The sequence below is a fragment of the Nocardioides sp. Root682 genome, assembly GCF_001427795.1.
GTDB lineage: Bacteria > Actinomycetota > Actinomycetes > Propionibacteriales > Nocardioidaceae > Nocardioides.
Genome location: NZ_LMHJ01000001.1, coordinates 1,952,293 through 1,978,086 on the forward strand (window position 1 = coordinate 1,952,293; position 25,794 = coordinate 1,978,086).

At 70.1% G+C, this 25,794-nt stretch carries 22 protein-coding genes and 1 tRNA gene; 6 read left to right on the plus strand and 17 right to left on the minus strand.

Features of this window, described 5'->3' with window-relative positions; genetic code table 11:
- Nucleotides 1-39: 39 nt before the first annotated feature.
- From ASD84_RS09290 to ASD84_RS09300, 3 genes are all read right to left on the minus strand, one after another.
- Nucleotides 40-855: a maleylpyruvate isomerase family mycothiol-dependent enzyme gene (locus tag ASD84_RS09290; RefSeq protein WP_056709370.1), complete on the minus strand. Its 816-nt coding sequence runs from the start codon at nt 853-855 to the stop codon at nt 40-42.
- 30 nt (nt 856-885) lie between these two features.
- Nucleotides 886-1,611: a hypothetical protein gene (locus ASD84_RS09295; RefSeq protein WP_056709372.1), complete on the minus strand. Its 726-nt coding sequence runs from the start codon at nt 1,609-1,611 to the stop codon at nt 886-888.
- 119 nt (nt 1,612-1,730) lie between these two features.
- Nucleotides 1,731-3,593, minus strand: a complete 1,863-nt coding sequence (locus tag ASD84_RS09300) for an acyl-CoA dehydrogenase (RefSeq protein WP_056709374.1) — start codon at nt 3,591-3,593, stop codon at nt 1,731-1,733.
- Nucleotides 3,594-3,766: 173 nt separating this feature from the next.
- Here ASD84_RS09300 and ASD84_RS09305 point away from each other — a divergent pair, with 173 nt between their 5' ends.
- Together ASD84_RS09305 and ASD84_RS09310 are read left to right on the plus strand one after the other, a co-directional pair.
- Nucleotides 3,767-4,225 (plus strand): RrF2 family transcriptional regulator, encoded by a 459-nt coding sequence (locus ASD84_RS09305; RefSeq protein WP_056709376.1) that lies wholly within the window; start codon nt 3,767-3,769, stop codon nt 4,223-4,225.
- A gap of 73 nt (nt 4,226-4,298) precedes the next feature.
- Nucleotides 4,299-6,905: a hypothetical protein gene (locus tag ASD84_RS09310; RefSeq protein ID WP_056709378.1), complete on the plus strand. Its 2,607-nt coding sequence runs from the start codon at nt 4,299-4,301 to the stop codon at nt 6,903-6,905.
- Between the two features lie 4 nt (nt 6,906-6,909).
- Here the strand turns inward: ASD84_RS09310 and ASD84_RS09315 are convergent, their stop codons facing one another.
- On the minus strand, nt 6,910-7,587 hold the full coding sequence (locus ASD84_RS09315; protein WP_056709380.1) for a hypothetical protein: 678 nt from the start codon (nt 7,585-7,587) through the stop codon (nt 6,910-6,912).
- Between the two features lie 117 nt (nt 7,588-7,704).
- On the opposite strand from ASD84_RS09315, the gene ASD84_RS09320 reads away from it, so the two are divergent.
- Nucleotides 7,705-8,157, plus strand: coding sequence for a nuclear transport factor 2 family protein (locus ASD84_RS09320; RefSeq protein ID WP_056709382.1), 453 nt, complete (start codon nt 7,705-7,707; stop codon nt 8,155-8,157).
- A gap of 77 nt (nt 8,158-8,234) precedes the next feature.
- On the opposite strand, the gene ASD84_RS09325 is transcribed toward ASD84_RS09320, so the two are convergent.
- The 5 genes from ASD84_RS09325 to ASD84_RS09345 form a co-directional block, all read right to left on the minus strand.
- Nucleotides 8,235-8,870 (minus strand): DUF2461 domain-containing protein, encoded by a 636-nt coding sequence (locus ASD84_RS09325; RefSeq protein ID WP_056709384.1) that lies wholly within the window; start codon nt 8,868-8,870, stop codon nt 8,235-8,237.
- 10 nt (nt 8,871-8,880) lie between these two features.
- Complete coding sequence (locus ASD84_RS09330; protein WP_156391715.1) at nt 8,881-9,477, minus strand: hypothetical protein; 597 nt, start codon at nt 9,475-9,477, stop codon at nt 8,881-8,883.
- Entirely contained in the window at nt 9,470-10,261 is a 792-nt protein-coding gene (locus ASD84_RS09335; protein WP_056709388.1) for a DUF3592 domain-containing protein, read from the minus strand. The genes ASD84_RS09330 and ASD84_RS09335 overlap by 8 nt, the downstream gene beginning before the upstream one ends.
- A 36-nt stretch (nt 10,262-10,297) precedes the next feature.
- Nucleotides 10,298-10,370: transfer RNA gene (locus ASD84_RS09340), tRNA-Gly, on the minus strand.
- Between the two features lie 30 nt (nt 10,371-10,400).
- On the minus strand, nt 10,401-11,174 hold the full coding sequence (locus ASD84_RS09345; protein ID WP_056709390.1) for an SGNH/GDSL hydrolase family protein: 774 nt from the start codon (nt 11,172-11,174) through the stop codon (nt 10,401-10,403).
- 53 nt (nt 11,175-11,227) lie between these two features.
- Here ASD84_RS09345 and dcd point away from each other — a divergent pair, with 53 nt between their 5' ends.
- Together dcd and ASD84_RS09355 are read left to right on the plus strand one after the other, a co-directional pair.
- Nucleotides 11,228-11,803 (plus strand): dCTP deaminase, encoded by a 576-nt coding sequence (gene dcd, locus ASD84_RS09350; RefSeq protein ID WP_056709392.1) that lies wholly within the window; start codon nt 11,228-11,230, stop codon nt 11,801-11,803.
- 43 nt (nt 11,804-11,846) lie between these two features.
- Nucleotides 11,847-12,848, plus strand: coding sequence for a siderophore-interacting protein (locus tag ASD84_RS09355; RefSeq protein WP_056709394.1), 1,002 nt, complete (start codon nt 11,847-11,849; stop codon nt 12,846-12,848).
- Here ASD84_RS09355 and ASD84_RS09360 read toward each other — a convergent pair.
- From ASD84_RS09360 to ASD84_RS09380, 6 genes are read right to left on the minus strand one after another with little or no spacing between them, the layout of a single operon-like run.
- The gene (locus tag ASD84_RS09360; RefSeq protein WP_082573247.1) at nt 12,845-14,749 is read right to left on the minus strand and encodes a CocE/NonD family hydrolase; all 1,905 of its coding nucleotides are present in this window, start codon (nt 14,747-14,749) and stop codon (nt 12,845-12,847) included. The genes ASD84_RS09355 and ASD84_RS09360 overlap by 4 nt on opposite strands.
- Nucleotides 14,750-14,802: 53 nt before the next feature.
- Nucleotides 14,803-14,928: a hypothetical protein gene (locus ASD84_RS26005; protein WP_268788465.1), complete on the minus strand. Its 126-nt coding sequence runs from the start codon at nt 14,926-14,928 to the stop codon at nt 14,803-14,805.
- Nucleotides 14,929-14,986: 58 nt separating this feature from the next.
- On the minus strand, nt 14,987-15,820 hold the full coding sequence (locus tag ASD84_RS09365) for a DUF4097 family beta strand repeat-containing protein (protein ID WP_056709399.1): 834 nt from the start codon (nt 15,818-15,820) through the stop codon (nt 14,987-14,989).
- A gap of 49 nt (nt 15,821-15,869) precedes the next feature.
- Nucleotides 15,870-16,406, minus strand: a complete 537-nt coding sequence (locus ASD84_RS09370; protein ID WP_056709401.1) for a toxin-antitoxin system HicB family antitoxin — start codon at nt 16,404-16,406, stop codon at nt 15,870-15,872.
- A gap of 49 nt (nt 16,407-16,455) precedes the next feature.
- Complete coding sequence (locus tag ASD84_RS09375; protein WP_056709403.1) at nt 16,456-17,859, minus strand: PASTA domain-containing protein; 1,404 nt, start codon at nt 17,857-17,859, stop codon at nt 16,456-16,458.
- Nucleotides 17,849-18,322 (minus strand): SigE family RNA polymerase sigma factor, encoded by a 474-nt coding sequence (locus ASD84_RS09380; RefSeq protein ID WP_056709407.1) that lies wholly within the window; start codon nt 18,320-18,322, stop codon nt 17,849-17,851. The genes ASD84_RS09375 and ASD84_RS09380 overlap by 11 nt, the downstream gene beginning before the upstream one ends.
- Before the next feature lie 135 nt (nt 18,323-18,457).
- Between ASD84_RS09380 and ASD84_RS09385 the strand changes: the two genes are divergently transcribed.
- Complete coding sequence (locus ASD84_RS09385; RefSeq protein WP_056709409.1) at nt 18,458-19,468, plus strand: type IV toxin-antitoxin system AbiEi family antitoxin domain-containing protein; 1,011 nt, start codon at nt 18,458-18,460, stop codon at nt 19,466-19,468.
- 32 nt (nt 19,469-19,500) lie between these two features.
- Here ASD84_RS09385 and ASD84_RS09390 read toward each other — a convergent pair whose 3' ends face one another.
- A complete protein-coding gene (locus ASD84_RS09390) occupies nt 19,501-22,899 on the minus strand; it encodes a (Fe-S)-binding protein (RefSeq protein ID WP_056710862.1) in 3,399 nt (1,132 codons plus the stop codon).
- A 176-nt stretch (nt 22,900-23,075) separates the two neighbouring features.
- The gene (locus ASD84_RS09395) at nt 23,076-25,691 is read right to left on the minus strand and encodes a hypothetical protein (RefSeq protein ID WP_056709411.1); all 2,616 of its coding nucleotides are present in this window, start codon (nt 25,689-25,691) and stop codon (nt 23,076-23,078) included.
- Nucleotides 25,692-25,794: the final 103 nt, after the last annotated feature.

Consider the following 25,794-nt stretch of genomic DNA (forward strand, 5'->3'; position numbering starts at 1 on the left):
CGGTGGTTGAGGTGCGAGCGCAGCGAGCCTCGAAACCCCTCAGGGCGTGGTGGCGAGTCGCTCGACGATGCGTTGGCCGAGCGCCTGGTCTCCCGAGACAACGACGGACCCCGGCTCCGCGGCACGTCGTCCCCCAGCCAACACGATGAAGCTTTCCCGATCGCTGTCGATCCGGACCGTCGGCGCGTCGGGCACGGCAGCCAGGCGGCGGCCGCGGCCGTCCTCGCCGATCTCGACCGCGACAGTGGGGCTGCCCTCGACGGCGAGCACCGCCGTCGTACCCACGGGTGGTGCAACGCGCTTGCCGACGACGAAGCCAAAGGTCTCGGACAGGTAGTCGGCGGTGTGCTGGGCGCCCACGGTGTCCATCCCGCCCGGTCGGCCGACCGCGCGCCGGATGTCCTGCTCGTGCATCCAGATGTCGAGCGGGCGGTTGCGCAGCAGGGTCCGCAGGTTCCAGCCGATCAGCCCGAAGAGGCCGTCGGCCATCGCCGCCGGGTCACTCGGCGGCTCCGCCAGGAGGCGGTCGTGACGGGCGGTCGTGGTCGACCGGATCTCCTCGATGATCGACGCCGGCTCGCGGTCGCGGCGAGTCAGCACGCCGATCTCGGTGAACTGGCTCATCGGACTGGCGACGTGCGGCGCCTCGCCGACGTCAGCGGTCTCGTCCGGACCACCGGCCAGGAGCGACTCGAGATGGGCGGCGTGCGAGGCGATGGCCTTGACGTCCCAGCCGGCCAGGTCCGTGGGCAGCGCCCAGTCGTCCGGGCCGAGCTCCTCGAGCAACGTCACGAGGTCCGTGACCGAGGCCCACCAGGCGTCGACGTATCCGGCCAGCAGCTCCTGATCACCCATGGCGCCGATGCTAGTGGCCGAGGCTGGTGCTCAGTACGACGCCGCGACCTCGACGTGGTCGTAGGAACCCGTGAACTTCGAGTAGTTGGTGCAGGTCAGCTCCTCGGTGTTGCCGTAGGAGATGTCACCGCTCGAGCTGCACGAGACCTCGCCGACCTCGGTGTCGTCGCTGTCGATGAAGGTGAAGTTCAGGTAGACCGACTCGCCCGACTCGTCACCACGGTCATTGGTGCCCTTGAGCCCGGTGATGGTCTCGCCGGAGTACTCGTCCTTGGGCGGCGCGACGCTCCACCCCTCGGCGTACTCGATCCCGTCGATCTCGAAGTCCTCGCCGACGTCGACACTGATCGGGTTGTCGCTCCCCCCGACCCGCGAGGGGTCGAACTCGTCGAGGGCGTCATCGACGCTCTTGGCGCCCCAGATGACCAGACCGACGGCGCCACCGCAGATCAGCAGCACGAGCAGGAGGATGACGCCGACCACGATCGCGATCACCTTGCCACTGCCACCCGACGGCTTCTGCCCGTACGGCGACGGGGCGCCGTACCCACCACCCGGCGGCGGGGTGTACCCACCCGGCGGTGGCGTGTAACCACCGCCCGGCGGAGGCGTGTAGCCGCTCCCCGTGGGCGGGCCGTACGGGCCCTGTCCCTGCGCGGGCGGCGGAGCGACCGGCCACTGCGGCGGCTGCCCGGGCTGGCCGGGCTGGCCGTAGGGCGTGTTCTCGTTGGGCGGCTGCTCCGGCGGTTGCGTCACGAGACTCTTCCTACCCCTGCAAGGGCCTGCACAACCAGTCCCATCGGTCCAGAAAAAGGGCAACGGCCGCCCCGGGCGAACCCGGAGCGGCCGTCGACGTGAAGCGGTTCAGCCGTGCATCAGAACGCGGCCTCGTCGAGGTCCATGATCGCGAGGTCGGTGGCCTCGGCGATCCGGAGCTCGGCCGTGATCCGCGGCAGGTTGAGCTGCGCGAACCACTGGGCAGCGGCGACCTTGCCCTCGTAGTAGGACTTGTCACCGCCCGCGCCGTCGAGCTTCTCCAGCGCCACCTCGGCGCCGCGGAGCAGCAGCCACGCACAGACGACGTCACCGAGCGCCATCAGGATGCGCGTGGTGTTCAGGCCGACCTTGTAGATGTTGCGGATCTCGTCCTGCGCCGACATGAGGTCGTTGATCATCAGACCGACGAGCGCCTCGGTGTCCGCGAGCGCGGTCGCGAGGAGCTCACGCTCGTTCTTGAGGCGGCCGTTGCCGGCCTCGGACTCGATGAACGACTTGATCTCCGCCGCGACGTGGCCCAGCGCCTTGCCCTGGTCCTTGACGATCTTGCGGAAGAAGAAGTCCTGGCCCTGGATCGCGGTCGTGCCCTCGTAGAGGGTGTCGATCTTGGCGTCGCGGACGTACTGCTCGATCGGGTACTCCTGCAGGAAGCCCGAACCACCGAAGGTCTGCAGCGACTCCGTGCCGAGCAGCACCCACGAACGCTCCGAGCCGTAGCCCTTGACGATCGGGAGCAGCAGGTCGTTGACCGCCTCAGCCAGCTCGTCACGCTCGCCGGCAGCCTTGGCGATGGCGACCTTGTCCTGCCACGTCGAGGTGTAGATGACCAGCGAACGCATCGCCTCGGCAAACGACTTCTGGGTGATCAGCGAGCGACGCACGTCGGGGTGGTGGGTGATCGTGACGCGGGGCGCAGCCTTGTCGGAGGCCTGGGTCAGGTCAGCACCCTGGACGCGCTCCTTGGCGTACTCGAGCGCGTTGAGGTAACCCGTCGAGAGCGTCGCGATGGCCTTCGTGCCGACCATCATGCGGGCGTTCTCGATGACGTCGAACATCTGGCGGATGCCGTCGTGGACCTCGCCGAGCAGCCAGCCCTGGGCAGGCTCGCCGCCACCGATCTGCGGGTCGCCGAAGGTGAGCTCGCAGGTGTTGGACACCTTGATGCCCATCTTGTGCTCGACGTTGGTGACGTAGACGCCGTTGCGCTCGCCGGTCAGCTCACCGCTCTGGTGGTCGAAGTGGTACTTCGGGACCAGGAACAGCGAGAGGCCCTTGGTGCCCGGTCCACCGATGCCCTCGACGCCCTTCGGGCGGGCGAGGACCAGGTGCATGATGTTCTCCTGCAGGTCCGACTCGGCGCTGGTGATGAAGCGCTTGACGCCGGAGATGTTCCAGGAGCCGTCCTCGTTGGGCGTGGCGAACGTCTTGCCCGCACCCACGTCGGAGCCCGCGTCGGGCTCGGTGAGCACCATCGTGGCGCCCCACAGGCGCTCCACCATGATCTCGGCGACGCGGATGTCGCGGGCGACACCGTTGGCGTTCTTGAAGACGACCGAACCCATCGACGGGCCGGTGCAGTACATCCAGATCGGCGCCTGCGCGCCGAGGACCATCTCGCCGGTGCTCCACACGAGCGACGGCGGCGCGGTGGTGCCACCGATCTCCTCGGGCAGGCCCAGGCCCCAGAAGCCGGACTCCATCCAGGTGTCGTAGGACTTCTTGAACGACGCCGGCAGGGGCGCGGTGTTGGTCTTGGGGTCGAAGACCGGCGGGTTCCGGTCCGAGTCGACGTACGACGCGGCCAGGTCCTCGCGGGCGATGCGCTCGACCTCGCCGAGGATGTCGCGCGCCGTGTCGGCGTCCATGTCCGCGTAAATGCCGGTCCCGAGGTACTCCTGGACCTTGAAGAGCTCAAACAGGTTGAACTCGATGTCGCGGAGATTGCTCTTGTAGTGGCTCACTGTCCCACCGTTTCTAGCTCGATTTGAAGAGTTCTACTCGTCAGTAACTTAATGATACGGGGGGTGCTTGCAACCTGCAAGCACCGGGCGGTCGGTTACTCCTCACACCGAGTGACCACGCACAGACCACTAGGTCGAGTGAATCGATCGAGCAATCTGACACACTTGGGTCCATGCGCGTCTCCGCGAAATCCGACTACGCCCTGCGCGCCCTGATCGCGATGGCGTCGCGTTCCGACGGGCGCGCGGTCAGCGCCGAAGAGCTCGGTCGCCTCCAGGACATCCCCCACGGATTCCTCCAGGCGATCCTCGCCGACCTGCGTCGCGCCAGCATCGTGATGTCGCAGCGCGGCCAGTCCGGCGGCTGGCGGATGGCGCGCGAGGCCGACACCGTCTCCGTCGCCGACGTCATCCGCGCGGTCGACGGACCCCTGGTCTCCGTCTACGGCCTGCGCCCCGAGGCCGTGAACTACAACGAGTCGGCCGAGGTCCTCCAGCACGTCTGGATCGCCGCGCGCCGCGCACTGCGTGAGGTCTTCGAGGACGTCTCGATCCAGCAGCTCTCCGACGGCGTGCTCCCCGAAGCAGTCACGTCCCGCACCGCCGACGAAGACGCCTGGCAGCCTCACTGAGCCGTCTGGGACCCCCCGCCTGACTTGAGGTGCATTCGCTCAGGCGGATGAGGGCCGGGCCAATCGGACGGACATGGTCCGCCGTGTGCTCGCCTCGCTCGTCCTTGCCGCCGCGGTCGTCGTACCGGCGGCGGTCGGCCTGTCCGGCTCGCCGGCGCAGCCGGCTCGGTGCGCCGAGGGAAGCGCGCTGAGCTGGGTCCTGCCGGGTGCCTGCCAGCACACCGACGAGGCGCCGCCGGGTGTGGACCCGACCGAGCCGGTGACGACCGCCGAGCTGCGCACCCGCGAGGGCGGGACGGCCGGCGCCTACGCCGCGGCCGAGGAGCTCGGCGTCCCCGCACCCACCGCAGCGGCCGCGTCCAGCCCGGCCGTGGCCTGCGAGGGCGACGGCACCGCGGGCTACCGCGTCCAGGCGATGTACGTCGTCGAGGCCGGTCGGACCAACCGTTTCGCGGCCCTCCAGTCCAGCTTCCAGCTGTGGGCCGCCGGGGTCGACGACGTCGTCAATCGCTCCGCCGCCCTGACCGGCGGGGTACGACGGGTCCGCTTCGTCACCGATGCCGCCGGAGGAACCTGCGTCGCGCGGGTCCTCAATGTCACCGTTCCGGCGGGCTCCCTGTCGTCGTTCAACGCGAGCATCGCGGCGGTGCAGGCGCTCGGCTACACCGACCCGAGCCGCAAGTACCTCATGTGGACCGACGCGACCGTGCTCTGTGGTGTGGCGTCGATGTATCCCAACGACGCAGACACCCAGGCGAACCCGAACAACGGCAGCTACGCGCAGTACGCCCGTACCGACTCCGGCTGCTGGGGATTCGGGGACGGCGCGGCGCAGCACTCCGTCGAGGCCCACGAGTTCCTGCACACCCTCGGCGGCGTCATGAGCACGGCGCCGCACGGGACGCGCGCGGGCCACTGCTGGGACGAGTCGGACACGATGTATTACGCCGACGGTGGCGGCTTCGCCATGCAGCAGGTCTGTCCGGCCGAGCGGGAGTACCTCTACGACTGCAACAACGACGACTACTACTCGACGTACCCCGACCCGGGCAGCTACCTCGACAGCCACTGGAACGCCGCCGACTCGCGCTTCCTCATCGGGGGCGGCAACGGCGCAGGCGGCGGTACGCCCGGCTCCCCCACCGTTCTCGGCGCGACGATCGCCGTGAACAACCCGGCGGTGCCCGGCCTGGCCACCCAGGCGTCGGTCGCACCGAGCCTGCCCGCCGGGCGCACGGTGACGGCGGTGCAGTGGAAGTCCGCACGGGCCGACTGCTCGTTCACGACACCGACAGCGCTCCAGACCGAGGTCGCCTGCGGCGCCGGCGCAGCGGCTGCCACGACCGTGACCGCCACCCTCACCGACTCCTCCGGAGCCACCAAGGTGGTCACCAGTCCACTGACCTTCGCCACCGGGACTGCCCGCCCGGTCACGGTGAGCCTCGGCGCAGCAGGGCAGTGGCCGTCCGGCGGCACGGCGTCCGTGTGCACCGGCGCCGCCTTCCCCCTCAACGCCCGCGTGATCGACGTGGCGAGCGGACAGCCGGTTAAGGGTCTCGCGACAGCGCTGACCAAGCAGACGGCGACGATGACCGCACCCGCCAGCGCCGGATCCCCGGTCACCGCCGCGACAGGTGAGGCCTCGCTGAGCCAGACGGCGACCGTCAGCACCACCTATCGCGCCCGGACCGCCGCCGGCACCGTCTATGCAGCAGGCGCGCAGGTCGCGCTCGTCGCCAGCCCTGCGCGCTGCACGACTGCGCTCTCGGCCGGCCTGAGCGACGACGACGTCCACTACGCCGATCCGGTGACCGTGTCGGGCACCCTGACCGCCTCGGTCGGGGCAACTCCCGTCGCCGCATCCGGCGTCGCGCTCGCCGTACGCCTGACGACGGCGACCGGAACGGTCCTCACGCTCGGATCGGCGAAGACGACGGCCGACGGCACGTACGCCCTGGTGATCAAGCCGACCGCTTCCGGGACCGTCTCCGTCGCCCTCGCCACCAGCACTGCCTACACCGCGTCCACGGCGTCGGCGGGCGCGATCACGGTCCGCGTCCCCGCGACGGTGATCACCGGCGCGGTCGACAGGACCGACGTCGGCTACGGGCAGCCGGTGGTCGTGACGGGCACCCTGCGCCGGGATGCGGGAGGCGTCATCACGGCCCTGGCCAGCAAGCCGGTCGCGATCTACGTCGCGCCCACGACCGGCGCCGCGGTGAAGGTCGGGTCAGCGACCACCACGGCCAACGGCACGTTCACCGTGTCCGTGCCGCTCAAGGTCAGCGGTGTCCTGTCGGTGGTGTACGCCGGCGCGGCCGGCCAGCCGGCGGCACGGACCGACGTCGGCGCGGTCGTGGCCGGCACCTGGACGACCACCGTCACGGCGTCGAGGTCGGCGGCCTCGGTCGTGCTCGGCGGGTCGGTGACGATCAGCGGGTCGGTGACCCGGGCCTACCTGGGCGCGACCCTGCCGGCGCCCGGACTCCGCGTGAAGGTGTCCTTCCGACCGACGGGCGGCGCGACGACCACTCTCGTCGCCACGGTGACGACCACGGCGACCGGCACCTTCAGCGCACGGGTCTACCCGAAGGCCAGCGGCACGTGGACCGCGACCGTCTCGGGCGTGGCCGGGTACACCGAGGACTCCTCCGACCCGCTGACGATCACCCTGACTTGAGGGTTCAGGCGACTTCGTCCAGCTTGCCGAGCTTGCGCTTGAGCTTGCGGCGCCTGCGGTCGAGCTCCTCGAGCCGGACCTCGAGCGACGCGTTGCGGCGCGCGAGCTTCTCCAGCTCGCGCATCGCCTCGGGCAACGACTGCACCGCGGGCGCCGCCTGCGGGACCGCGTCGAGTCGCAGGGACGCCGTACCGAAGCCGACGACCTTGCCGAAGGCCTTCCACACGTGGGCGGGGTCCATGCCGTCGGTCTCGATGACGTGCAACCGCTCGGGCTTGCGTACGGCGGCCGACCACCGCGTGACGACGTCGGCTTCGTCGTCCAGGCCGGTGGTCACGACGACGTGCACCTGGTGGCTGGCGAGGGCATCGATCAGGAGGGCGATCTGGTCCGCCGTGGCGGTGGCGAGCAGCGGCTGGCTGAACACGAGATCGGCGCGGGACTTCTGCGCGCGGCGGACCATCCGGGTCCACTGACCCTCGACGTCGCTGCGCTTGAGGCCCCAGGCCTTGTGGGAGCGGGTGAGCTCAACGGCCGCACGGAAGCTCTCCGCGGGCGTCTGTGCGACGGAGGCGACGCCGAGCTCGACGAGCGCCTCGTGGTGGTGGGCGAGGGCAGGCTCGATCGCATCGGCAGCGCCTGCCATCCCGACGTGGATCCACGCCTTGTGCTTCTTGGGCATGTCCTGACGGTCGCAGGGGCCGGTGAGCGCGACATGAACCGCTGGTGGCCGGAGGGCGTGCGCTGCATGTGCGGTCCGCCACTAGAACACGTTCTAGATTCGGTCTACGATCCCCCCATGATCACCTCCGACGCCATCGTCTGGAACGCGCCCAACGACCCGCACCCGGCCCGCGCCGCCTCCCAGCGTTCGTACTCCGCCGTCGCCAGGGGCGACCTGGCCGAGTGGCTGACCGTCTACGCCGAGGACGCGGTCCTCGAGGACCCGGTCGGTCCGTCGATGTTCGACCCCGAGGGCGCCGGACACCGCGGGCACGCCGGTATCTCGGCCTTCTGGGACAAGGCCATCGCACCGATCGCGAAGTTCGAGTTCACGATCAGCGACTCGTTCGCCAACCCGGGCAGCAACACGTGCGCCAACATCGGCCAGATCCGCACCACCTTCCCGGACGGGTCGTCCGCGGTGACCGACCTGATCATGGTCTACGTCATCCACGACGACGGCCGGGTGAAGTCGATGAAGGCGTTCTGGGAGCCGGACCGGACGATGGCCAGCTTCACGCCGGCCTGAAGCTGATCGCGGTAGTCCCGGGCCAAAAGCACCGAAACCCCGCGTGCCGCGGTGCTTTTGACCCGGGACTATCCCAGTCAGACGGCGGTGGCGTCGGCGATCCAGTTGACCAGCGGACGCAGTCGCCGCCAGTCCGCACGCACCCGGTCCAGCAGCTCGGCGGTGTGGATGAACGGCTCGAAGCCGTACTCCCTCATGCCGAGCACCGTCTTCATCCGGAGCAGGTCGATGCGCGGGTGGTCCTTGTCGTAGCCGCGGGGCGCGGTCTTCAAGGTGTCGCCCGCGATCCCGAAGCCACCGCGCTCCAGGGTCGCCAGGATCTTCTGCAGCGCCGGGCCCGACTTGTCGTCGGCCATCGCCTCGCGCAGCGCCGCCAGCCGAGGACCTGAGGCCTCGTAGATGCCGCCGCCGATCCGGACGCCCGGTGCCGCCACCTCGACGTACCAACCGGTGGCCGGGCCGACGCCGACGAACGCACCCTGGTGGTTCTTGTACGGCGTCTTGTCCTTGGCGAAGCGCACGTCGCGGTACGGCCGGAACACCTTGGCAGCGCCGAACTCCTGCCCGAGCGCGTCGGTGAGCGCCACCATCGGCGCCTTCACGTTCTCGTCGTAGATGGCCTTGTGCGCGTCCCAGAACGACTTGGTGTTGTCGACCTCGAGGTCGTCGTAGAAGTCGAGGGCCGCGACGGGGAACCCGGTGAACTCAGCCATGCCCGGAAGCCTATGCGTCGCCCGTGTCGGTCAGGGTCGCGCCCGACAAGGTGACCGCCCTGCGCAGGTCGGCCTCCGCGCGGCGAGCGCGTTCCTTCCCCCACAGCAGGATGCGGCGCTGACGTTTGGGGCCCACGAGCAGCCGCGTGGTCGGCCAGTCGTTGCGGTCGATCACGAGGCTGGGCCAGGGAGCGGTCTGCCAGTTCCGCAACAGCAGTGCCTTCCACGTCATCGCGTCGTCGATCTCCAGATGCGTGATGCCCGCACACGGAAAGCGCTTGAGCACCTTGTGGCCCCGACAGACCATCAGGTCTCCGTCGTGCACGACGTACGAGATCCGCCCGGGGCCAAGGCCCCACGACAACGTCGCGAGGGTGCCCATCAGCACGGCGATCGGCACGATGAGGAGCAGGAGTACGCCGAATGCTTCAAGGGGATGGAACTCGCCGGAGGCGGCGGCCACGGTCGCGAGCACGATCCAGACCGGAATGCACCTCGTCCACCAGAAGACGAAGCCGACCCAGGCCTGGTGGGTGTCCGGCTCCACCCGGAGGTCCGCACCGCCGTAGACATCGAAGGCAGCGGGGAAGCCGGCGGACTCAGCCATGCCCGGCAGCCCAGGGGCCGACGACACCACGCGTGGCAGGAACGGGGACCGGGACGTTCCAGCGCAGCGCGTGCTGGATGCCGACGACCATCGCCTTGTCGTTCATCGGGTCGTCCGGGTCGTACCAGACCGTGGTGTGCTGGCCCTGCTCGATCGGCGCCCGGGAGGGGATCGTCACCCGTCGGCGGACGAGGTACGACGCCCCGCCCGGACCCACGAAGCGGAACGTGGACGTGGTGATGACGTTGCTCGCCTCACCGAAGTCGTCCGGTTCCCAACCCGGGTCCACGACGGTCGCGTCGACCGGAACACCCCGCCCCATCAGGGCAACCTCGTGCGCGAACCTGCGACGACGCGCCGCGACGCGGGTGGCACCGATGGCCAACGCGGCCACCCCGACAGTGGCAGCGACGCCCGCCGCCGCGACGTACCTGCCGTCGACGTCGAGCTCGGTGACCGCGAACAGCTGACCGAGAGCGGCGGACAGGCCAAGGGTCCCGAAGGCGTGCCACTCGCCGAACTCGAGCGGATGGCTGTCGACCAGGAGCGACCAGGCGACGAGGCCGAGCACGGCGAGGACGCAGCCGCCGATGGTCGCCAGACCGGCTTCGTCACCGGCGACGTACGACGCCGGACCGTGGCCGTTGGCGTCGATGATCGTGCAGCCGATGCCGTACCCGGCCGCCACCCCACCGACGAGCATCATCAGCTGCGCGACAGCCAGGGTGACGGGACGACGTGGTCGCGGGTCGAACGTGAAGGGGGGAGGCTCCGAGCTGGCCATGGGCCCATTCAACCGGAGTACAGGGAGGAGCAGCGGAGCGGACGACGAGATTCGAACTCGCGACATCGACCTTGGGAAGGTCGCGCTCTACCAACTGAGCTACGTCCGCATGCCTCGGTCTCCCGAAGCGTTGAGGATGCTACCCGATGGGTTCGAGGGCCGGACGCTTCGGCTCCACGGTGTCACCGGACGAGCGGCCGGTGACCCGGCGGTGCACCCACGGGGCCACGTGGGTGCGCGCCCAGGTGAGGTTCGCCTGTCGCTGTTCACGCGTGGAGAGCACGGGCAGTTCGATCGGCGGCAGGGGCTCGAGGGTGTGCTCGACCCGCAACGCGTCGAGCACGGCCATCGCGATCCGCTGGTGCCCGACGGGGTTGAGGTGGAGCCGGTCCTCGTCGAAGACCTCGGCCGGGGTCCAGCCGCGCATCCGCCACATGTCGACCACGGTGGCGTCGTGGCGATCGGCGATCTCGCGCACCCATTCGTTGAAGATCGCGAACCGGCCGCGGATCAGCCGGAACACGCCGCTGTCGCGGGGATCCGCGATGGTGAACATGACGACGTGGGCTCCCGACGCGGTCAGCCGCTCGACGGCTGCGTCGTAGTCGGCGGCCAGGGTGTCGAGGTCGACCTTCGGCCGCAGTACGTCGTTGCCGCCGCCGTGGATCGTGACGAGGTCGGGCTGCAGCGCGATCGCGTCGTCGACCTGCTCCGCGACGATCGCGGGCAGCTTGCGGCCGCGGATGGCGAGGTTGGCGTAGCCGAAGTCGGCACCGGCAGCCGCGGCGTCGGCCGCGAGCACCTCGGCCGTCCGGTCCGCCCAGCCGCGCAGGCCGTTGGGACGAGCCGGGTCGGGGTCGCCGACGCCTTCGGTGAACGAGTCGCCCAGGGCGACGTACTTCTGAAAAGTCACCTGAGCATTGTGCGCCCCGCAGCGTGCAGTCCCAACACGGGTAGGGTGCCGTCGTGCTGCTCAGCGACCGCGACATCACGGCGGAACTCAACGCCGGCCGAATCGCCCTGGACCCCTACGACCCCTCGATGCTGCAACCGTCGTCCATCGACGTGCGGCTCGACCGGTTCTTCCGGGTGTTCGAGAACCACCGCTACCCGCACATCGATCCGGCCGAGGACCAGGCGGACCTGACCCGCGAGATCGAACCGATCGGCGACGAGCCGTTCATCCTGCACCCGGGCGAGTTCGTCCTCGGCTCGACCTACGAGGTCGTCACGCTCCCCGACGACGTCGCCGCGCGACTCGAGGGCAAGTCCTCGCTCGGCCGACTCGGACTGCTGACCCATTCGACCGCGGGCTTCATCGACCCCGGCTTCTCGGGCCACGTGACCCTCGAGCTCGCCAACGTCGCCAACCTGCCGATCAAGCTGTGGCCGGGCATGAAGATCGGCCAGGTCTGCTTCTTCCGGCTGTCCTCGGCCGCCGAGCACCCGTACGGCTCGGAGAAGTACGGCTCGCGCTACCAGGGCCAGCGCGGCCCGACGCCTTCGCGGTCCTTCCAGTCCTTCCACCGCACACCCATCTAGGACGGACATCCGAAGTAAGGGCAGCCTAGGTTAGGCTGCCCTTATGTCCACGGATCAGAACGAGTACGTCGCCACCCTCCCGCTGTTGCTGACGGAGGTCGAGGTACGACGCGTCGACGGGGTCTCCCCCTCGTTCGTCCGGATCGAGCTGGGCGGCAGCGCGCTCGCCGAGTTCGGCGTCGACGGGCCGGTCCACGACCAGCGCATCAAGGTGATCTTCCCCAACGCGGCCGGGAACCTGCCGGACTTCACCGGTGCCGACGAGTCGTGGTGGACCAGCTGGATGGAGATCCCCGAGGACGAGCGCGGCTCGATGCGCACCTACACCGTGCGCGACGTGCTCGGCGAGGGCGCAGACACCCGGCTGGTCGTCGACATCGTCACCCACGCCCACCACGGCCCTGACGCCGACGGGCACGGCGACGCCCTCGACGGCGCAGGCAACGCCTGGGCCCAGCAGGCCGCGGTCGGACAGCGACTGGTGCTGATGGCGCCGCGACGCGGCCACGACTTCGGCGGCATCGAGTGGGCCCCCGGCCAGGCGACCCGACTCCTCCTCGTCGGCGACGAGACCGCCCTGCCCGCCATCCGCGGCATCCTGCGCGACCTTCCCGCCGACGCGTCGGGCGCCGCCTTCGTCGAGGTACCCGTCGACGGCGACGTCTCGAGCGACGTCACGATGCCGAACGACGTGACGCTGACGTGGCTCCCCCGCAACGGCGCTGCCCGGGGCGAGGCACTGCACGCCGCCGTACTCGCGCACCTGACGGGCGAGGCCCCGACCGAGGCCCTGACCGTGGCCGACGACGAGATCGACCCCGACCTGTGGGAGACCCCTGTCTACTCCTCCTCCGGCGAGGCGGTCGCCGAGGCGACGGCCGTGCCCACCGGCCAGGCGCCGTACGCCGGCCTCTACGCCTGGATCGCCGGCGAGTCCAGGGTCGTGACCGGCCTGCGGCGCAAGCTGGTCAACGACCTCGGCCTGGACCGCAAGCAGGTCGCGTTCATGGGCTACTGGCGCGAGGGCGTCTCGATGCGTTCCTAGCGCACTGCCAGCGTGATCGCGGACGGGTACGCCGGACCGGTGTGGACCGTCGTCGGAACCAGCTGGGCAAGCAGCGCGGACAGCGGCGAGAGCAGGTGCGGTACGTCGAACGCCTGCACCGAGATCCGCAGCTGGTGGCCCGGCTGGATCACCGCACCGGTGGGGAACACCTCGACGTCGACAGGTGCGATCTCGCCGCCGGCGAGGTTCTTCTGAGCCGCCTTCGTGAACGGGTGGTACGGCTGGAGCAACTGGCCGCCGAGGTAGCGCGACCTGGTCTTGTCGAGCGCGCGGTGCGAGATCACCTGCCAGCCGCCCGTGAGGCGACTGACCTTCCCGTCGGGCGCGACGTCCTCGATCGCGACCGAGAACATCCCGTCACCGCTGAACGACGAGGCGTAGAGACGGGCGTTGATCGGGCCCTGGATCCGTACGGCCTTGCTCACCGGCACGGTGTCGAAGGTCAGGCCGCCCAGGTCGTTGAGCTTGTTGTCGTGGAAGCACGGCAGGCCGGGGAGCAGCAGGTTCACGACACCGGCGGTCCACTGGTTCGCCGAACGCGTGCACAGCCCGGTGACCGGCAGCGCCGGCACGATCGACTTGCCGGCGGCCGGGGTGCCGGTCGTGAGGGTGCCGGCCTTTCCGCCCGCGGACGAGGTCCCGGACAGGGCGTACTTCCTGGCGGTGAGATCCGTGTCCATCCACTTGCTCTTCTTCACCCAGGCTCCCGAGCCCTGCTCGAAGTAGGTGAGGGGCGCGATCGCGTCGAGCTTGCCGTCGATCCCCTTGATGTAGTGGTCGAACCAGCGCAGCTGGAGCTCGGCCAGGGTGCCATAGCCAGCCTTCGCGACCTCGGCGCCCGACGAGCCCTGCAGGTGGTCCCACGGCCCGAGGATGAACTTGGCCGGCACGCCGTTCTTCTGGAGCCGCTCGAAGTCCAGCGGCGTCCCCCGCTGGAACAGGTCGTACTCGCCACCGATCAGGAACGTCGGCACCTTCACCTTGTCGATGACCGAGATCGGCGAGCGCTCGGCGTAGAACGGACCGTCGTAGGCCGGCTCGCCGCCGAGCACGGCCTTGAGGGCGAGCGGGAGCGTGAAGTTGAGGCCGCCCTTCAGGTGGTCGAGGGCCATCTTCAGGCCCGCGGCGGGCTCCTGCGCGCCGTACGCCGGAGGAATCACGCCGGTCGCGGTGACCAGGCCCAGCCACAGCGGGATGAAGCCCACGTCGATCTGGCCGCCGGAGGCGACCACGTCGCGGTAGACATCCGCGGCGGGCACCTGCGGGAAGATCGCCTTGAGGCCCTTGGGCTGGTGGGCGGCCGCGAACAGCTGCGAGATGCCCATGTACGACGGCCCGGTCATGCCGGTCTTGCCGTTGCTCCAGGGCTGGGACGCCGCCCAGTCCATGATCGCGCCCGCGTCCTTGCCCTCGCGCGCGCTGAATGCGCCCCACTGGCCCTGCGAGGAGCCGGTGCCGCGGGCGTCCACCGTGAGCTGCGCGTAACCGCGCTTCACGAGGTAGTCCGGTCCGGAGCCGGCGAGGCCGCCGCCACCCGAGGCCATCACGGTCTTGTTGTAGGCGGTGATCGTGACGATCACCGGCAGCTTCGTGGTGACCGGGTTGCCGAGGAGGCCCGCCGGCCGGACCAGGTCGGCACGCAGGACGACGCCGTCGTCCATCACGATCGGGATGTCCTTGGTGGTGACGGTCGCCGTGTACTGCTCACCCCGGGGCTTCCAGGGCGTAGGTGCCAGCTGCGGCAGCACGGGAGCCGCGGCGACACGGTTCGTGGCCGGCTGCGCGGGGGCGGCGTACGCCGTACCCGCCGGCAGCAGGGTGGCTGTGGCGAGCACGGCGGTGAGTACGGCCGCGGCGGCGCGGGGCAACACTGAAGTCATGGGGGTCCCTCTCCCTGGAATCTCCAGGGACAACGACGGACCCGTGACAGTCGTCACGCCAGGCGGTCAGGCCTGCGGCGAGCGGACTTCACGCGGGCCACGAGGCGGCGTTGACGAGCCCGGCGCATGCGGTCGTCGAGGTCCTGGCGGACCCGGGTCTCGGTGAGCATCTCGAACATGGCGTTCCTCCTCTCGTGCTTGGATTTTCGTGGGTTCGGCTCAGGTTGGTTCAGTTGGTCAGGCGGGGACGAGCGCGATGTCGCCCGACAACGTCGTGGCACGCAGCTCGAGGTGGTCGGCGCCGGGCTCGGGCTCACCCACGGCCTGGAGCGTGGAGGTGATCCGGCCGCTGAGCGTGCTGACGTCAGTCCACACCGGCGTGCCGACGGGTACGCCGACGCAGATGTCGCCCGAGGCGCCCTTGGCGCTGATCTTGCCGCGGTGGGCGGCCCGGACCAGGACGTCACCCGAGGCCGTCGTACTCGCGACGTCGGACTCGGCCTCGCCGATCTCCAGGTCACCCGATCCGGTCTTCACGACGACCGGGCCCCGGGCATGGGCGATCCGGATGTCCCCCGAACCGGTCGAGATCGAGGCCGATCCACCGGTCCGGTCCAGCGCCACGTCCCCGGAGCCACTGCGGATCTTGAGGTCGCCCGCGGCGCCGGCGATCCGGACGTTGCCCGAACCGGTGTCGACGACGAGGACGCCGTCGACCTGGTCGAGCACGGCCTCACCGGACCCGCTCTTGAGGCGGACGTCGCCCAGCGGGCCGGACACGGACAGGTCGGCGCTACCGGTCTTCGCGACCAGGTGGCTGCCCTCGCCGGCATTGATCTCGATGTCGAGGTGCTGGTCGCCACCGAAGAAGCCAGTGCGGTTCTTCGGGGCGATCACGCTGATCCGGTCGCCCTCCTCCAGGACCGTCACCTCGGCGGCGCGGGCACCGTGCACCCGCACCTCCGTGCTGGTGCGGTCGGACGTGGTGACGACGACGCGGCCGGAGCCGTTCTCGACGTACAGGTGGACAGGGGTGGGGGTGTCGAAGACGCGGGTGACGGGTTCGGACATGGCGTGCTCCTGGTCTGGTCTGGGTGTGGGGGGAACGGCGAGCTGGCGGTCAGAGCCAGCCGGTCATCCGCCGGTTGCCGCGCTTGCCCCCGAAGGGGAAGTCGCCACCGAAGGGCAGGCTCGTGAGGTCGACGTCGACGTGGATCGCGCCGTCGCGGGTGGCGCCGCGGATCAGGCTGACCAGCCAGGTGTTCAGCGACTGGCCGGCCTGCGCCGCGGCGTCGTCCGCGCGGGCCTTGAGGGACTCCGGGAGGCGGAGGCTGACACGCGCCAGACCCTCCTCCTCGGCACCCGGGGGCAGCGGCGGGGCGGGCGGGGGCGGCGGGGCCGGCGGCTCCGGACGCATCCCGGCATCGACGACGAAGTCGAGCTCGCGCCCGTCCAGTCGTACGTCGACGCTCCCGCTCGACATGGCCGCCGTGATCTCGGACGCGGCCTGGCTGATCGCCTCCATCACCGCGAGCCGTACGGCGGGATCGAGCGCGTACCCGAGCCGCTCGGCGATCTCGCGGGCCTCGGGGCCGGCGCTGTCCGCAGCGGCCAGGAGGTCGCGTCGAAGGCTCTCGACGAAGGGGGTGATGTCCATGTGCATCACTATGACGTCATAGTGACGTCATTGTCAAGGCATCATGGCGTCACGGAGCGGGTGGCGTGACCGGGAGCACCAGCGCGACGGCATAGATCTCCCCGTCAGGGTGGATCCACAGGTTGATCAATGTTCCCTCCGCACAGCCAGCGGCGCCGACGGGCTGGAGCCGCACCGCGTCGGCCTCCGCCCCGGGAGTCAGGAAGCGTGCTGGCAATCCGATCGGTTCGCCGGCAATGGGGTCGGGGTTCGGCTCCTCCGACCACGGGCACTGCAAGCGCCCGGCCAACGCGACAATCTCGGAGGGGTCGTGCAGCAGCGACGCGATCGGGTCGATGCCGCAGTCGGGGAACCCGAGCCCTGAACAGCCCGACCAGTACTCGCGACTCTCGGGTTCGGTGTTGGGGTCGCCCACAAATCCGGGCCCCAGGTTCCGCACGCTGTCGGCGAAGTCAGGCGCGCCGCCCGTGCCCCGGGCCCAGGCCACGAACTGCTCGGCGGACTCCCGACGGGGCTCCGTCGGTTTCGGGGGCTCGACGGCCTCGGCGGGCGGGTCCTCCACCGGGATGCTCAGCTCCAGGCCGGAGATGTGACCGTCCCCGTCGAAGGTCAGCCAGACGGCCTTCCGCGGGCAGATGCCAACGCCGTCTGTGTTGACCTCGACCGTCAGGGCAAGGTCGCTGGAGGACTTCTTCCTGCACAACTGGCTGAGCGCGTCGAGACGGACGTACGGCGACACCGGGTGGCCGCCCGACGTGAACGGGGTGGTGACGAGCTCCTCCAGCGCAGCAATCGCGGAGTGACACTCGCCGGCGTCGCAGACCACCCACAGCGGCGACCTGCGGTCCCGCAGCGCACTTCCCGCGACCTTCCGGCTCGCTCCCCCCGGCGTCGTGAGCGTCACGCTGTCGGCGAACTCCGGCGCCTCATCGAGCCCCCGGGCGAACCGCACCATGCTCCAGCCAAGGAAGCCCGGCGAGTCGCAGTCAATGACCTGCTGAGCCGCGTAGACCCGGACGACGACCGTGTCGCCCGGTTCGACAACTGCACCGGCTGGGGGCATGGAACCCCAGACCACGCCGCTGGGCTGGCACCCGTCCGGCTCCTCCACCACCTTCGCCCGCAGCCCCCTGCTCTCGAGGTCGGCCACCGCAGCGTCCCGGTCGAAGCCGAGGTACGACGGCACCTGGTCGGCCGGGTAGGTGTGCGGCCGCTCGACCGGTTCACCGGTCACGGCCGGGGACGGCTCGTCGACCAACCGCTCGACGACGACGGCCGCTCCCGCAATCAGGGCGACAGCGGCGGCGACGCCGAGCAGCCCGCGCACCCGCCGACGGCGCGGCTCGGGCAGTCCGGTCAGCGTCAGCGCGGCCGGCTCGATCAGGGTGATGGTCGCGGCGGCACGCGCGAGCAGGTCGCGTGCCTGCTGCTCGGTCACGTCGTCAGTGGGCATCGGTGGCCTCCACCAGAGGGGCGAGCGCGGCGAGCGCCCGTGAGGTGCGGGACTTGACCGTGCCCGGCGCGACACCCAACGCCAGTGCGGTCTCCCGCTCGGACAGGTCGGCGAAGTAACGGAGCACGAGCACCTCACGGTGGTCGACGCTCATGGCGGCGAGGGCTCTGCGGACGGCCAGGCCTTCGGCCCACTGCGGATCGGCAGTGGGTGACTCGGGCAGCTCCTCGGTCGGCAGCTCGCCGTTCCAACGGCGCTTGCGGGCGTCGTACAACGTCGTGACGAGGACGCGATGGACGTAGGCGTCGGGATGGTCGGCCCGGACCACCTTGCGCCACGAGCGGTAGCACTTCAACAGCGCGCTCTGCACGATGTCCTCGGCATCCGCGCGCGGACAGCCCAGCAGCACCGCCGTCCGCACGAGCCGCGGACGCCGTTCCGCGACGTAAGCGCTGAAGTCCACTGGGCTCCTTGAATCGGTGTCACCCAGTGTGACCGCCGAGGCCCTCGTGTTGGTTCCGAACGGGCGGGACCACGGTCATCCACAGGCAACGCCGAGCGACGTGTCAGACCCTGAAGCCGCGGGCAGGTCGCCACAATGCAACATCTCGCGACGCTCCTCGACGATCAGGACGGCGTCATCAGCCGACGTCAGGCCATCAAGTGCGGACTGACGCCGACCGCCGTGGCCAAGCGCATACGACGGCGCGACTGGGTCCCGATTCACGACGGCGTCTACGTCATCCACAACGGACCGCTGACCTGGCGCCAACGTGCGTGGGCGGCGGTCCTCGCCTGCTGGCCGGCAGCCCTCAGCGGCGAGTCCGCACGCCGCGCACACGAAGGCCCCGGTCGCAGGTTCGTCAGGGACGACGCGCCGATCGAGCTGGTGGTCGCGCATGACCGCAAGGTCCAACCCCCAGCGGGCGTGACGGTCACCCGGGTGCGCCGGATCGACCAGGTGGTCCAGTGGAACCTCAGCCCGCCCCGGATGCGCTACGACGACGCGATCATCACGATCGCCGACGCGGCCAAGGACGAGCTTGCCGCCATCGCTGCCCTGACCGACGCGTGCGCAGGGCGTCGTACGACGGCAGTGCGGCTGCTCGCGTGCGCGGCAAGCATCCCCCGGCTCAGGCGTCGTGCCTGGCTTGCTGCCGTGCTTTCCGACGTAGCGGAGGGAACCTGCTCCGTCCTCGAGCACGCCTACCTCACCCGGGTCGAGCGGGCGCACGGCCTGCCGCCCGGACTGCGTCAGGTGGTCGCGCTCAACCCCCAGGGCCGGCGCATGTATCGCGACGTCGTGTACGGCGGCAGCCGACCTCGCTGGCGTCAGATCGTCGAACTCGACGGCCTCCTGGGACACGACTCCCCCGCGGACCGGGACCGTGACCTCGAGCGCGACCTGGACGCGGCCCTCGATCGCGAGGACACCGTGCGGCTGGGATACGGACAGGTAATGGGACGGCCCTGCTCGACGGCCGCCAAGCTCGGTCGGTTGTTCCAGCTCAGGGGCTGGAAGGGTGTCCCGACGCGTTGCCCGGACTGCGTTCCGAATTCACAGGAGCCCAGAACCAGTCAACGGGGAAGTTCTGATCAAGCAGGTTGATCAGAACTTCCCCGTTGTTGATCGGCGGTCGATCAGAGGTCGAAGAGCGAACCCGTCTCGTTGATGTCGGCATCCGTGCGGGGCTGGTGGGCCTCGCCGGAGGACACCGGCGGTGCGGCGGGGGTGGCCGGGGCGGAGGGAGCCGCCGGGGCGGGCTTCTCCTCGGCGACCGGCTCCTCGACAGCCGGCTCGACCACCTCGGGCTCGGAGGCCGGCTCCGGCTCGGAGGCCGGCTCGGGCTCGGCCTCCTCGACCACAGCCTCCTCAGCAGCAGGCTCCTCGACCGGCGCGGCGACGGGGGCCGGGCGGTCGACAGCGGCGGCCTCGGGGGCGGCGATGTCGAAGAGCGAGCCACCCGAGCTGATGTCGACGTCGGTACGGGGCGTGCTGGCCTCAGCTGCCCCGGACACGACGGCCGGCGCCGCAGCGGGCGCGGCCTCGACGGCTGCCGCCTCCTCCGCACGCGCCTCCACCTCGACCGGCTCGGCCTCGGGCGTCGGTCCCGGCAGCGGAGCCTCACCCGCGGTGTCGTCCGACTCGGTCACGGCCACCGGCTCGGGCGTCGCCGGGGCGGCAGCCGGGGCAGCAGGTTCGGGAGCGGCGATGTCGAACAGCGACCCACCGGAGGGGATCTCGGCCGACGGCGTCGACGCAGGTGCGGCAGCCTTCGGCTCCTCTGCCTTCTCGACCTTCTGCTCGTCCGCCGCAGGTACGGGCGCAGGCTCGGCCGTCTCGGTCGGGGCGACGTCGAACAGCGAGCCACCCGCGCCCAGGTCCGCGACCGGCTCGGCCTTGGCCGGAGCGGGAGCAGCCGGAGCAGCCGGAGCGGCCTTGGCCTCGGTCGGCGCAGGCGTGTCGAACAACGACCCACCGCCATCGAACAGCGATCCACCCGAGGCGGGCTTCGCCTCCTCGGCCTTGGGGGCTTCGGGAGACGCCGGGGCCGGAGCAGCGGGCGCCGGGGTGTCGAACATCGAGCCGGCGTCGTCGAAGAGCGAACCGCTCGAGGCGGGCTTCGGCTCAGCCGGGGCAGGCGCGGCCGGGGCAGGCGTGTCGAACATCGAGCCCGGGTCGTCGAACATCGAGGATCCGCCGGAGGCCTCGGCCGCAGGACCCACGTCCTCGGTCTTCACCACGGTGTCCTCGGTGATGGTGACGTCACCCGACTCGGGCTCGGCCTTGGTCTCGACCGACTGGGCAGCAGCAGCCGGAGCGGCCTTCGCAGCAGGCGCACCCACCGGCGTACCTTCGCCGGGCTTCAGCTTGGTGGCCTGCTCACCCTTGACCGACGCGAGCAGCATCTGCGCGACGTCGAGGACCTCGACCTCTTCGCGGGCCTCGCCGTCGGCCTGCATCTTGGTGAGGCCGTCGGAGATCATCACCCGACAGAACGGGCAGCCGACGGCGATCTGGTCGGCCTCGGTGCCGACGGCCTCGGCCGTGCGGTTGAGGTTGATCCGCTCGCCGATGGTCTCTTCCATCCACATGCGGGCACCACCGGCGCCACAGCAGAAGGACTTCTCCTTGTTGCGCTCCATCTCGGCGAACTCGGCGCCGGGCAGGATCTCCAGCAGGTCGCGCGGCGGCGTGTAGACCTGGTTGTGCCGGCCCAGGAAGCAGGGGTCGTGATAGGTGACCTTGCGCTGGTGGGCTCCGGCACCGTCAGCGACCGGCGTCAGCTTGCCCTCGCGCACGAGGCGGTTGAGCAGCTGCGTGTGGTGGATGACCTCGAGCTCGATGCCGAGCTCGCGGTACTCGTTCTTGAGGGTGTTCATGCAGTGCGGGCAGGTCGAGACGACCTTCTTCGCCCGCGCCTCGGTCAGCGTCTCGATGTTCTGCTGGGCCAGGCCCTGGAACACGAACTCGTTGCCCGCGCGGCGCGCGGAGTCACCGGTGCACGTCTCGCCGTTGCCGAGTACGCCGAAGGAGACACCTGCGAGGTCGAGCAGCTCGGCCACGGCGCGGGTCGTCTTCTTCGCCCGGTCCTCGTAGGCGCCGGCGCAGCCGACCCAGAACAGCCAGTCGACCTCGTCGAGCGTCTCGATCGAGTCACCGACGACCTTGACGTCGAACGGCAGGCCCTTGGCCCAGTCGAGGCGGACCGTGGGCGACATGTTCCACGGGTTGCCCTTGTTCTCCAGGCCCTTGAACAGGCCGTTGAGCTCGGAGGGGAAGTTCGACTCGACGAGCACCTGGTAGCGACGCATGTCGACGATGTGGTCGACGTGCTCGATGTCGACAGGGCACTGCTGGACGCAGGCGCCACAGTTGGTGCAGGCCCAGAGCGCGTCCTCGTCGATGACGAAGTCGCCGCCCTCGGGGTTGTAGAACCACTCGCCGTTGGCCTCGTCGGCCTTGCCGATCAGGACCTTGTCGGCCGCACCATCGACGCCACCGGCGGCGGCGTACGCCTGCTCGCGCAGCGCCATCATCATCAGCTTCGGCGAGAGCGGCTTCTCGGTGTTCCACGCGGGGCACTGCGACTGGCAGCGTCCGCACTCGGTGCAGGTGGTGAAGTCGAGCAGGTCCTTCCAGGAGAAGTCCCAGATGGAGCCGGCGCCGAGGACGGCGTCCTCGTCGAGGTCATCGACGTCGTCGAGGGTGATCGGCTTGCCGCCGACCGTCAGCGGCTTCACGGCACCGAGCGCCGTACCGCCGTTGTCCTCACGCTTGAACCAGATGTTGAACCAGGCGGTGAAACGGTGCCAGGCCACACCCATGGTCAGGTTGGTGGAGATGACGATCAGCCAGATCATCGCGGAGACGATCTTGAACATCGCGATGCCGAAGATGACGTTCTTGATCGTGTCGGGGTCGGTCTGCGAGTAGAGCTCGCCGAAGGCCCGGGAGATCGGGAAGTGCCCGGCGGTGGCGTGGTGCGGGTCCTCGAGCTTGGCCAGGTTGTACTCGGCGCCGCGGATGAAGAGGATCGCGGAGCTCTCCAGCAGCACCATCGCCTCGACGAAGAAGGCCTGCCACATGGTGGAGCCGAAGAAGCGGCTCTTGCGGCCGAGCTTCGAGGGCAGGTGCGTGAGCCGGTAGTAGATCAGCGGGATGATCCCGAGCGTGCCGAGCAGGCCGAGGATCTCGGCGGTCCATTCGTAGACGACCCACTTGCCGATGAGCGGGATCGTCCACTCGGGATCCCACAGCTGCGGGAAGGCCGCGGCAACGGCGGTCGAGAGGAAGAGGAACGCGGCGAACGCGAACCAGTGCAGGATGCCGACCCAGGTCCACTGCAACATGCGCGTGTGGAGAAAGGTCTCCTTGACCATCGTCACCGTGCGGCCGACCGGGTTGCCGGCACGGCCGGGCGCGGGCTGGCCGCGGCGGATCACGCCGAGCATCGAACGGACCGCAAGGGTCGTCAGCGCGATGGCGACGACCGAGACCGCCAGTGACACCACGATCGCAATGGTCTGGAAGGACATGTCCAACAGCTCCTCGTCCACAGGGGGCTCAGCGTGCACACACGAGTGCGCGCGTCGAGCCTATTGCCATGGAGCGGTTTCGCGGATGAAAGGCAACCCTTACCCGCGACGCCCACAGCAGGCTCGCGCCGGTCATCTTACCGGTCGGTAACTTCCCTGCCGACGTGACGATCGCCTCAGGAGAAGGTGAGGGAGGTGACCCTTCCGGCGGGCGAGAAGGTGACCTTGACCGGCACCCGGGACCGGGTCGACGTCTTCGCGCAGAAGACGTACGCCGACCCGCGGCGCCGGTAGGGCTGACCGACGGCCTTCAACACCGACCGTGTGGTCATGCCGACCTTGACCGCCTGCTTCACCGTGCCCGTGCTCCGGCGCAGTGCGGCGTTGCGGCACGAGTCCGGCTTGATCCCGGATGTCCGCTCCCACATCTGCAGGTACGCCTCGGTGCCGCGCGCCATGTCGTCGACGATCTTGACGCCGTCGCCGGCGTGCTGCTTCTCGGCGACCTTGCGCAGGTCCTCGACCCAGTCCGGGTAGAGGCCGTACTGCGCGACCCCGTCGACGTTGATGTCCCAGGTCCGCTGGCCGGCCTGCTGCTTGCCGATGGTCACACCGCCCAGACCCGTGAAGGGGTAGCGGACCGGGTTGGTCACGCCGGCGCCGCGGGGACTGCCCTGCGCGCCGAGACCGTTGATGTCCGCGCCGAAACCGAAGCCGAAGTAGTAGCGCGGATCGGCCCAGCCGAGGTGCCGCCGCCACTTGTCCACGAATCCGGTGGAGTCGCCGGCGTAGGGCGTGATGAAGCCGCCCGCCTTGTAGATCCGCGGGTAGGTGTCGGGGGTGGACCACGAGTGGCTCGAGATCACGCCGGGGTAGCGCAGCGCCTCGATCACGTCCATCGACGCCGCGCGCGCCTTCACCGAGAGGTGGTCGGGGTCGAACACCATCTTCCGCTGGGCCAAGCCCTTGATCGTGTGCACGCCGAGGTCGGTGAGGCCGCGCTTGTTGCAGTGCGCCGGCTGCGGGTACAGCGGGAGCGCCGGCAGCAGGCCGAGCAGCTGTCCGACCGCGCCGAACAGCGCGTCCTGCTGCCCTGCACTGATGTCGGGCAGGGTGATCTGCGGGTTGTCGGCGGACTCCCCGTCGGCGGGCTCGCAGTGCTCCATCGCCCAGAACGACCCGGTCTCGAGGAAGTTGGCGGCGTTGACGACGACGCCGACCTCGCCGCTGTCGCCCGCGACGCCGGCCAGGGCGTTGTCGAACTTGTTGACCAGCTCCATCTGGCGAACACCCAGCGCGTGCATCTCGTCGAGGTTCGCGTCGATCTCCGCCGCCGTACAGGCGGGGAAGTCGGCGCCGAGCAGCTTCTTGTAGGTGCAGCCGAACGGGATGGAGGTCTCGATCCCCATCACCACGGCCATCTTCCCGGAGTTGATCACCTTCCGGGCCGCGAACGGGTCCTTGACGATCCGGTAGAAGCCCTTGCCCGGGCCACCGAACTGGGCGTCGATGTAGGACTGCATCTTCAGCATGTCGGCGGCCTGCAGCCGGATCGAGTCCATGTCGTCGCAGGAGTTCTTCTTGAGCGGGTAGAGCTCGCACAGCTTGTTGTTCTCGACGAGCAGGTTGACGAACAACCGCTGCCCGCCGCGCCAGGCCCGCTCGAGCCAGCGGTAGTACGTGCCCTCGTGGGTCAGTGACTCCGGCGCCGGCCAGTCCTTGAAGGTCGGCCAGCCGACCGGGTCGTGGGACGCCTCTCCGGACAGCAGTGCCTCGAGCAGCGCGCCCTTGCCGCCGGTGAGGGTGTGGTCGGCGCAGTCGACGAGCGCGTACGGCGCGCCGTACTGGTGCCATGGACGCCCGCAGTGCACCTTGCCGCCGAGGAACTCGAAGGCCATGCCGTGGGTGTGGGCATCGACGAACCCGCGGACTTCCTGGTACGACGACGCGCCGGCGTGCGGATCGCCGGTGATGTTGATCGCCGCCTCGGGGTAGGCGGGGCAGCCGGTCGCGAGGGCGAGGCGGAAGGGCGTGCCCGCACTGCTCCTGCCGAGCTTGCCGCCCGACAGGACCGTGAGCTGCTTGTCGGCCGCGATCTGGAACCGGAAGCCGCCGCTCACCTGGGTGGCCGTCCAGTCGGCGGCCGGGCCGGGCTTGGCCGCGATCGCCACCGAACCGTTGGATGCGAGCGTCACCTCGCCGGACTGGGCGTGGAGCAGGTAGCCGCCGAGGCGGGTCGCCTTGAAGTAGAAGGTCGCGGCGGACGTGCGGGACACCGCGGCGACCGCGAGCGCCGTGCCGGTCCGGGTGACGTAGCGCCCGGACGCGGTCTGCAGGGTGTAGCAACCACCCGCCATCGCGTAGCGGTCACCCGGCACGCTCCGGCGCGGCGGGTAGGCCCGGACCTTGACCAGTGGCGGGTCGGGAAGCGCACGCTCGCGCTCGACGTAGGCCTCCGCGGCGGTCCGCTCGACCGAGGTCGTGGGATCGATGACGTTCTCGCCGACGGCCAGGCCGCGGGCAACGTCGTTCTTCGTGGCCGGATCGTTGTGGTCGTGGGCCGGCAGCATCGCGTCGTCGTGGGGCAGGCCACGGTCCGACCGGGCCTGTTCCGCGGCGACGGCCATGGTCGTCGTACCGCCGCCGGTGGCGACGGGGATGGCGAGGGCCGATCCGATCACGGCGAGGGCCGCCACCAGCGCGAGGCCGACACGCTGCCCCGGGCTGCCTGCCTCCGGGCTGCCCGCCTCCGGGCCGCCCGCCTCCGGCTCCTGACGTCGTTGCATCGTCACGACCGATCTCCCCTTCTCCGGACACTCCTCCGGGCACCGCGAAGTGACCCCGATCACTCTGCCAACGAGCGAGCGTCGATGACGGTACGCGCAAACGTGAACA